General features: G+C 70.1%; 5 protein-coding genes. 1 reads left to right on the top strand and 4 read right to left on the bottom strand.

From position 1 onward, the window contains the following. From pnp to K2Z83_RS08320, 3 genes are all read right to left on the bottom strand, one after another. On the bottom strand, positions 1-2,122 hold a 2,122-nt coding region (gene pnp, locus K2Z83_RS08330), incomplete at its 3' end, for a polyribonucleotide nucleotidyltransferase (RefSeq protein ID WP_220594714.1). Between the two features lie 420 nt (positions 2,123-2,542). Further along, the gene (rpsO, locus tag K2Z83_RS08325; protein ID WP_220594713.1) at positions 2,543-2,812 is read right to left on the bottom strand and encodes a 30S ribosomal protein S15; all 270 of its coding nucleotides are present in this window, start codon (positions 2,810-2,812) and stop codon (positions 2,543-2,545) included. Between the two features lie 144 nt (positions 2,813-2,956). After that, the gene (locus K2Z83_RS08320; protein WP_220594712.1) at positions 2,957-3,604 is read right to left on the bottom strand and encodes an FHA domain-containing protein; all 648 of its coding nucleotides are present in this window, start codon (positions 3,602-3,604) and stop codon (positions 2,957-2,959) included. A gap of 263 nt (positions 3,605-3,867) precedes the next feature. Here K2Z83_RS08320 and K2Z83_RS08315 point away from each other — a divergent pair, with 263 nt between their 5' ends. Next, entirely contained in the window at positions 3,868-4,164 is a 297-nt protein-coding gene (locus K2Z83_RS08315; protein ID WP_220594711.1) for a winged helix-turn-helix domain-containing protein, read from the top strand. A 115-nt stretch (positions 4,165-4,279) separates the two neighbouring features. Here the strand turns inward: K2Z83_RS08315 and K2Z83_RS08310 are convergent. Next, a partial coding sequence (locus tag K2Z83_RS08310; protein WP_220594710.1) for a DUF2309 domain-containing protein occupies positions 4,280-6,533 on the bottom strand: 2,254 nt, incomplete at its 5' end.

Below are 6,533 nucleotides of genomic sequence, written 5' to 3'. Positions count from 1 at the left end.
CCTCGGCCGACTCGCCGGAGAGGATGGCGCGGCGGCTGAGGCTGATCTTGCCGCTCACGCGGTCGACATCGATCACCATGACGTTGATCTCGTCGCCGAGCTGGAGCACGTCCTCGACACTCTCCACCCGCGTCTCGGCGAGCTCGGAGATGTGGACCATGCCGTCCTTGCCGGGGAGGATGTTGACGAAGGCGCCGAAGGGCTTGATGCTGACCACCTTGCCCAGGAAGACATCGCCGATCTTGGCCTCGCGGGTGAGTCCCTCGACCATTGCGACGGCCTTCTTGGCGGCCTCGCCGTCGGCGGTGGCGATGAAGACGCGGCCGTCGTCCTCGACATCGATCTGGGCGCCGGTGGCCTCGATGATGCTGCGGATCATCTTGCCGCCGGGGCCGATCAGGGCGCCGATCTTCTCGACCGGGATCTGCACCGTGATGATGCGCGGGGCGAAGGGCGAGAGCTCCTCGCGGGGGGCGCTGATCACGGCGTTCATCTTGCCGAGGATGAACAGGCGGGCCTCGCGGGCCTGGGCGAAGGCCTCGCGCATGATCTCGAAGGTGATCCCGGTGGTCTTGATGTCCATCTGGAGGCCGGTGATGCCCTCAGACGAGCCGGCGACCTTAAAGTCCATATCGCCGAGGTTATCCTCAAGGCCCTGGATGTCGGTGAGCACCTTCCAGCGGCCGTCGGGGTCGGTGATCAGACCCATGGCCACGCCGGCCACCGGGCGCTTGATCGGCACGCCGGCGTCCATCAGGCTGAGCGAGGAGCCGCAGACCGAGGCCATCGACGAGGAGCCGTTGGAGGAGAGCACCTCGGAGACGAGGCGCATCGTGTAGGGGAACTCGTCCATGCTGGGCAGGACGGCGATCAGCGAGCGCTCGGCCAGGGCGCCGTGGCCGATGTCGCGGCGGCGGGGCGATCCGATGCGCTTGGCCTCGCCGGTGCTGAAGGGCGGGAAGTTGTAGTGGTGGATGTAGCGCTTGCTCGTCTCGATGCCCAGGTCGTCGAGGCGCTGCTCCTCGCCGGGCGAGCCGAGGGTGGTGACGGTGAGCACCTGGGTTTGGCCGCGGTGGAACATGCCGGTGCCGTGGGTGCGCGGGATGACCCCGACCTCGACGTTGATCGGGCGGATCTCGGTGGTGGCGCGGCCATCGACGCGGATGCCCTCATCGAGGATGGCGTTGCGCACCTCGCCCTTGAGCAGCTTCTCGAAGGACTTGCCGACCTCCTTGATGCGGGCGGGCAGCTCCTCCTCGGGCTCATCGGCGCTGAAGTAGGCGACGACCTCGGCCTTGAGGGCGGAGGTGCGCTCCTCGCGCTCCTGCTTGCTGCTGCTGCGCACGGCCTCGCGCAGGCGCTTGCCCATCCAGGCGCTGATCGTCTCCTCCAGGGAGGTGTCGACCAGCGGGGGGGTGAACTCGCGCTTGGCCCGGCCGCAGAGCGCCACCAGCTCCTCCTGCATGGCGCAGAGCTGCTGGCAGACGGCGTGGCCCTGCTTCACGGCATCCAGCATCTCGTCTTCAGTCAGCTCGAAGGCGCCGGCCTCAACCATCAGCACGGCGTCCTTGGTGCCGGCGATGATCAGGTCGAGCCGGCTCTTCTCCATCTCGTCCATGGGCGGGTTGGCCACCAGCTTGCCGTCGATGTGGGCCATCTGCACGGCGCCGACCGGCCCCTTGAAGGGCAGGTCGCTGATCGCCAGGGCGGCCGAGGCGCCGATGATCGCCATCGGGCCGGGGTCGTTCACCATATCCATCGAGAAGGTGGTGATGATGACCTGGACCTCGTTCTGGTAGCCCTTGGGGAAGAGCGGGCGCAGCGGGCGGTCGGTCAGGCGGGAGGTGAGGATGGCGGTGGTGGTGGGGCGGCCCTCGCGCTTGAAGAAGTTGCCGGGGATCTTGCCGGCCGAGTACATCCGCTCCTCGTAGTCGACGGTGAGCGGGAAGAAGTCGATGCCCTCGCGGGGCTCCTTCGCGCCCACCACGGTGGCGAGCAGCACCGTGTCGCCATAGCGCACCGTGACCGCGCCGTCGGCCTGCTCGGCGTACCGGCCGGCCTCAAGGGTCAATGTGCGGCCAGCGATCTCGGCGCTGACGGTGTAAACGTGACGTTCGGTCATCTGAATCTATTCCTCCGGGTACCATAGGGTTCGGCCAGTATGGCCGGGCCGCCGGCGCGCGCCGGCCGGCCGCTGCCGGAGGAGGGTTCGGTACTGGAGCCTACAAACAGCCACGTGGCCCTTTGCACGCTCCAATCCCGAACGGCCATCCTCCGGCCTCTCGCAAACGACATGTTCTTTAGGTTTTTGTTTGGTGTGGGTGGCGAAGCCACCCACACCCAACAAAAAGCCGGTCTGGGTCGCAGCCCCAGAAGGCGCTGGTGCGGCCCTGTCAAAAAGCCGGTCTGGGTCGCGGCCCCAGAACGCGTGTTGATGCGGCCCTTGCCCCGCCACCGCCGCGCCATGACGCACAAGAGCACCGGCGAGCGCGCTCGCCAGTGCTCTCGTATGCTACGCGGTAGCTGGGCATGGGCTCCAATGTTAGCGGCGCAGCCCAAGGCGCTCGATCACACTGCGGTAGCGATCCTTGTCGCGGCTCGCCAGGTAGTTCAGCAGGCGGCGGCGGCGCCCGACAAGCTTCAGCAGGCCGCGCCGCGAGTGATGATCGTGGATGTGCGTGCGCAGGTGATCGATCAGCTGGTTGATACGCTCGGTGAGCAGCGCGACCTGGACCTCTGGGGATCCGGTGTCGTTGCTATGCACCTGGTAGCCGCCAATGATCGTACCCTTCTCGTCTTTCTCAAGCGCCACTGGAGTGCCTCCTCCGGTTAATCGCGCGCAGGCCGGCGCAGCCTGGCGTTCTGTCAGTAAAGCGGTGCAAGTATACCATATCTCTATCGAATAAGCGAATGACCATGTGCGGGTCTTAGGCGACCACAACCCGGCCCCGGCGCCTCACTCCTCGGCGGATAGGGTCGGGAGCAGCACATAGCCCATGCCGCGGCGGGTCTGGAGCAGGCCGGCCGCGCTGTCATCCGCGCGCCGCAGGGCGGAGCGCAGGCCGCTGACCGTCTTATCCAGGGACTCGGCGTCCATGCCGGGGTCGTAGTCGCGGCCCCAGACGGCCTCGGCGCACTCCTCGCGGGTGCAGAGGCTGCCCATGTGGCGGTAGAGGTGGCTGAGCAGGCGGAACTGGTTGGGCGGCAGGCTGAGCGGCAGGCTGCCGAGCAGGAAGGTCTGGGTGCGCTCGTCGATGCGCAGGCGGCTGGCCGTGACGACGGTGGGGTCGGGGTCGAGGAAGCGCAGCAGCTCGCCGGCGCCGCCGAGGCCGATGCCGTCGCGGTTGCTGAGCAGGTGCGGGGCGCCGAGCGGCAGGCCGTTGATGAAGGTGCCGTTGGCGCTGCCCGCGTCGTGGAGCAGGTAGCGCGGTCCCTCGCGGGTGACGCGGGCGTGGATCCGCGAGATGTTGTTGCGCGGGATGACGATGTCGCACAGGGGCGAGCGGCCCAGGCTGTGGTCGCGCCCGCTGAGCAGGAACTCGATCGGCGCGATGTCGTCGCTCAGGCTGATCAGCCGGGCAAACGGGATGTCGGCGTCTGACATAGTAGGGTACAGGGTACAGGGTACAGGGTATAGGGTACAGGGTACAGGGTACAGGGTATAGGGTACAGGGTACAGGGTACAGGGTATAGGGATAGGGATAGGGATAGGGATAGGGGTAGGTAGATCGTCTCTCTGCCTGCTTGTTCTTCAGTGTAACATAGGGTCGTACAGACTGAAGCCCTGCGTCACGCGCTATAATATGTATGATACATGTTTCGCGATAGCCCTGGCGTATGTCGCGCGCCGCCTGTGGAGCCGCCTCAATGCACACGTGGACCTTCCTGACCAACCACTCGCAGGTGCTGCTCTGCATCGCACGCAGCCAGCGCATGACCGCCAAGGAGATCGCGGAGGTGGTGGGGATCACTGAGCGGGCGGTGCAGCGGCTGATCCGCGACCTTGAGGAGAGCGGCTACATCATGCGGCTGCGGGTCGGCCGGCAGAACCGCTATGTGATCAACACCGAGCAGCCGATGCGCCACCCGGCCCAGGGCGGCCGCACGATCGGCGAGCTGCTGACCCTGCTCGCGCCGCTCGCGCCCGAGCAGGGCCAGGCGTGATCGCCGACGCGCATCAACGTAAGCCCTCGGCTCCTCGGAATGTCTTGGTGCTTTGGCCAAAGCACCATCGGCTTTTAGGGCGGCAGCCCTAACGTTGATGCGCATGGGGTAATCGCTACACCCAGCCCCCGCCGGGCAGGTAGCGCGCCGCGCCGCCGCCGGCCGGGTCGAGGGCGAAGAGCCGCAGCCAGCCGTTCTCGACGAGGGCGCGCACGGCGGGCTGCGCGGCCAGCACCGCCGCGATCCGCTCCTGTGGCGCCTCGACGACCACCTGGAGCCGCAGCGGCTCGTGGTAGCTGCCGCCGTCGGCCGCCCGCACCGACTGGAGCGCCAGTCCGGGGCGCAGGTCGCCGCCGTTGCCCAGCACCACGCCCAGCGCGCCCACTCGGTTGTGCAGAGCCTTAGTGCCACAGCCGAAGCGCTCGTTATCCACCGTCGAGGCGAAGTACTGCAGGTTGATCCACGAGGCCACGACCATCGGAGCGGTGAGGATCAGGGTCAGGATGGAGCTGTCGGGGTCGGTCGTCCAGTCGTACTCGTGCAGGAAGGCCCGGCCACCCAGGTCTACGCCGCGGGTGCGGCCCCGGCGGGCGGCGATGAAGGCCGCGTTGCGGGCCAGCGCCCACTCGGGCCGGGGCTCCGACCAGTCGCGGGCGCGCCGGCCGATCAGCCGGTCGATCAGACCCTGCGGCCCCGGCGCGATCCCCAGCCCGGCCGACCGCTCGGCGCGGGTGCGGGCGCCGGCCTCGGCCAGCCAGCCCTCCAGCCGCGCCATGTCGCCCCGGTGGCCGGCCGGGGCCAGATCCACATCCAGCAGGCGCACGTTGTCGGTGGTGGTGCTGTGCAGCGCCGGCAGGAAGTGGGTGTCGGTCGGCACGGGGAATCCGCGACCAGGCAGGGCCGCGCGCACCGCCGGGTCGTTCAGCAGGGCCGCCGCGACTCTGGCGTTGATCGCGCCGCCATGGCCGCCGCAGGCCCCGCAGTCGAGCCCGGACTGGTGCGGGTTGTTCTCGCTGTGGCCGGCGTGCCCGCAGAGCATGACCAGCCGGCCGTAGCGCTCGCGCAGGCCCATGTTCTTCAGGATGCCCGCCGCAAGGTCGATCCGCGCCTCGGGCGCGATCGCGCCCAGGTCGAGCGGCGCGCTGCCCTCGTCGGCCCGCCGCGCGGACAGGCGGCCGAGGGCGTCGCCGGCCAGGCCGAGGGCGTAGCCCAGGCCGAGCGTCTCCACATAGGTGAAGGCGGCGGCCGGCGCGGCGGATAGCTTCTTCAGGGCGGTGCCGAGCTGCCATGCTGGGGCGGCCTCCCGCGAGGCCACCCGCACGCCGGGCGCGAGCAGCGCCGGGCAGCGCGCGCTGCCCCGCCCGTCGGCCCGCCAGTCCAGGGCCACGCCGAAGAACCCGGCGAAGCCGAGCGTCTCGACGGCGGGCGACTGGGCCTCCAGGTGGCGGCGCAGCGGCTCCGAGCGCACGTCGATGCAGAAGACCGCCTGCACGTCCGGGCGGCCCTGCGGCGCGGCGGCGGGCGGCCGGATGTCGCCGAGCAGCCCGCGCACATAGCTGTCCTCCAGGGCCTCCTGGAAGATCAGCCGCAGATCCTCGTCCTCGATGCCGGGGGTTGGGAGTTGGGAGTTGGGGGTTGGGAGTTGGGGGTTGGGGGTTGGGATGCCAAGCCCTGTCCCCTGCGCTATCGCCGCATCGGTGCAGGCCCGGATGGCCAGCAGGTCGAGCAGCGGGCCGAGCTCATGGTCCCCGGCGGCCCAGGTGTCGCGGCGCAGGTAGGAGGCCCAGCCGAGCACGCCGCCGAGCAGGTGGTAGAGGTAGCTCGGGCGCTCGGCGGGGGCGACCTGGAGCGCATCGAGGGCCGTGGCGAGGGCCGCCGCCGGCTGCGCGGGCAGGCCGCGCGCCCAGGCCCGCCAGCCGCGCAGCCCGGCGATCTCCAGCGAGCGGTCGGCCCGCGCGGCGTCGCGCCAGGCGGCGTACAGGCCGGCGGGGGCCGACCCATCCGGCGGGACGAGGGCGGCGCACCAGAGGGCCACGTGGCGCACGGCCTGCTCCTCCCAGCGCGTGCCGTGGGCGTGGTCGTGGCGCTCGGCGAAGGTGAGGGCCGGCGCGCTGGGCCGCAGCGGGGTCGGCGCCGCGCCGCTGAGGATGGCCGCCAGCGCCGGCGGCTCCTGTCCGGCCCGGCGGGCCGCGTGGACCAGGTCGGCCATCACGAAGGCCCCGCCCCGCCAGCGCTCGCGGTAGAAGGCCATGTCGGGCAGCACCCGCGCCCCGATCCCGTCGCCGATGGCCCGCGCCGCCTCGGCCAGCGGCCAGTCGACGAAGCCCAGGAACGGGTTCACCGCGACGAAGCCATCCAGACCCCAGAGC

The sequence above is a fragment of the Oscillochloris sp. ZM17-4 genome (genome assembly GCF_019599295.1).
GTDB lineage: Bacteria > Chloroflexota > Chloroflexia > Chloroflexales > Chloroflexaceae > Oscillochloris.
This window is presented reverse-complemented; position numbering and strand designations above follow the sequence as displayed.